Raw genomic sequence first — 2,409 nt, 5'->3', positions numbered from 1 at the left:
GTCTCGGGTCTCAGAAGCTACTGCTAAGTTGAGAGGCGTATTATCTAATTGGCGCATATTGCCACTTCCAAAAACACGCCTCTTGGTTACCATGACGAGCAGTACGTACACGCACATCATTATCCCAGTGCCGCCGGAGCGCATCCGCGAAGGCATCGCCATCCTCGGCAAGCTGATCGCCGCCGCGATGTAAGCCGCCGGCCGCCGCCGGCCGGGGCGGAAAGTTGCAAAAAAAACCACTACATGGACGCCACTGGCGTCCATTCTTTTCGCTGCCTTGCGGTTACAAAGCATGGACGATCTGCGGTTGGCAAGGCGCAACAATAAAAACTATCCGTAGGGCAACAAAATTCACCGTGGGTGGCAACATCGCGGTATGATTTTGAACGATATCAAAACCGGCTCCGCACCCTCCGCCCATGTCCACCATCGTTCCCGTGTCCGCCGCGTCGCCGCGCCAGGCCGCCGTCCTCATCGTCGACGACGCGCCCGCGCATTTGGGCGCGCTGCGCTCCATGATGCTGCAGCAGGGCTACCAGACCTTCGTCGCGAATTCCGGCGAACGGGCGCTGAGCATCGCCCAACGCGCCCTGCCCGACCTGGTCCTGCTCGACATCAACCTGCCCGGCATGGACGGCATGGAAGTCTGCCGGCGCCTGAAGGCGCACCCGGTCACCTGTAACATCCCGGTGATCTTCATGAGCGCGCGCAGCGAGACCGAGGACATCGTCGCCGCCTTCGACATCGGCGCCGCCGACTACATCACCAAGCCGCCGCGCCTGGCCGAAGTGTGCGCCCGGGTGCGCGCCCAGCTGCAGTTCCGCCGCACCAGCCTGTCGCAGCAGGAGCAGGCCGACCGCCTGCGCCTGATCGTCAACAGCATCGACGAAGGCCTGATGCTGATCGAGCCGAGCGGCCGCATCCAGTACGCGAATCCGGCCTGCGACCGCTATCTCGGCTATGGCCCGGGCGAACTGGCCGGCTGCACGCTCGACGGCCTGCTTGCCCCTTCCGTGGCCCAGGAATACCTCGACCTCTTCACCCGCAGCGTGGCCGGCGCGAACACCGGCGCCGGCGCGCCGGACTGCCGCGGCGCGCGCGAGGTGCTGATCCGCCAGCGCGACGGCATCCTGCGCGCGATGGACCTGACGCTGACGCCGATGACGGCCGACCCGCCGCTGTTCGTCGCCCTGCTGCACGACATCACGCACCACAAGCAGTCCGAGAACGCGCTGCAGCGTGCGGCGCTGGTCGACCCGCTGACGAAAATCGCTAACCGCCGCCACTTCGACGCCTTCCTGGAAAAGGAATGGCAGCGCGCGGTGCGCGGCAACCAGCCGCTGTCGCTGATCGTGCTCGACGTCGACCACTTCAAGGGCTACAACGACAGCCTCGGCCACGCCGCCGGCGACGCTTGCCTGCAGCAGGTGGCGATGGCGCTGCAGTCGCACGCGCTGCGCGCCACCGACCTGGCCGCGCGCTACGGCGGCGAGGAATTCGTACTGCTGTTCGGCGAAACCGGCTTCGAAGCCGCGTGCGCGCTGGGCGAGGCGATCCGCGCCCACATCGAATCGCTGCGCATCCCGAACCCGCGCTCGACCACTTCCGAGTGGGTGACGGCGAGCCTGGGCGTGGCCACCATCGTGCCGACCCAGGTCGACGATTTGAAGGACTTTTTCGTGAGCGCCGACCGCGCCATGTATGCGGTCAAGGATGCGGGGCGTAATGGGGTGCGGGCGGTGCGGACCGGCAGTGCGCAGATGGTGGAGGCGGCGCTGTCCTAGGCTTGACTTGGGGTTACCCATGAGAGGCAATTGGCAGTCAAACGTCGTGTTGTGTCTCCTTAAGGGGCACGAGCTCGGCAAACAACTCTTCTGGAGCAGTGTATGGAAACCGTAGTCGTAACGAACAAGAAAAAACCCAAGCGTGCCGTTGTAGTGGTGCCGATGACACACTTGTTAAGCATCTGCGAGCAATGAAAACCCTGCGCAAGGCCGGCCCCGTCGCTCTTGGCTGCATGCTAGCCGCTATCCCGCTGATTCCGGCGACAGTGGAGGCAGTCTTTTTACCGTGGCCGCCTTCTCCGGCGGTTTGGCTACTGCAGGTACCGCCCCCAGTGTTGTCTGCTATGGGTTACGTATTTCAATCGGTGCTCGCAACACATTGATTAAACCGCTGTGCTAGCGTTTCGTAGTTGAGCGTTTTCCGTGGGCGCTCGTTCAGCTGCCTCGCTACCTCGTCGAAACTCTCCTAGAAGTACGTGGAGAGGTCGAGTCCTTTCGAAACGCCGGGTTACGCCGCTGCGCCGTGTATCGCCAATAACGAGCCGGTGCGACCTGCATCACGCGGCAAATTGAACCGCCCCGGGTTTTGTGGAGGCTCCATTCTTTGAGAAAATGGAGCTATGAA

The 2,409-nt window shown here is 63.3% G+C and carries 2 protein-coding genes and 1 pseudogene; 2 read left to right on the top strand and 1 reads right to left on the bottom strand.

Annotation, left to right across the window (positions count from 1 at the left end; all coding sequences use genetic code 11):
• Window positions 1-193, top strand: a 193-nt coding sequence (locus tag RT688_RS23665; RefSeq protein WP_313707267.1) for a hypothetical protein, incomplete at its 5' end; no start/stop codon positions are given.
• A gap of 226 nt (window positions 194-419) precedes the next feature.
• Entirely contained in the window at window positions 420-1,784 is a 1,365-nt protein-coding gene (locus RT688_RS23660) for a diguanylate cyclase (protein ID WP_313707266.1), read from the top strand.
• A 358-nt stretch (window positions 1,785-2,142) separates the two neighbouring features.
• Here the strand turns inward: RT688_RS23660 and RT688_RS23655 are convergent.
• Window positions 2,143-2,280 (bottom strand): annotated as a pseudogene (locus tag RT688_RS23655) (IS30 family transposase); the annotation flags it as partial.
• Window positions 2,281-2,409: the final 129 nt, after the last annotated feature.

This window comes from Massilia sp. (assembly GCF_032106685.1).
Lineage (GTDB): Bacteria > Pseudomonadota > Gammaproteobacteria > Burkholderiales > Burkholderiaceae_D > Telluria.
Note: the sequence above shows the minus strand (reverse complement) of the source record. Positions and strands in the feature narration are given on the sequence as shown.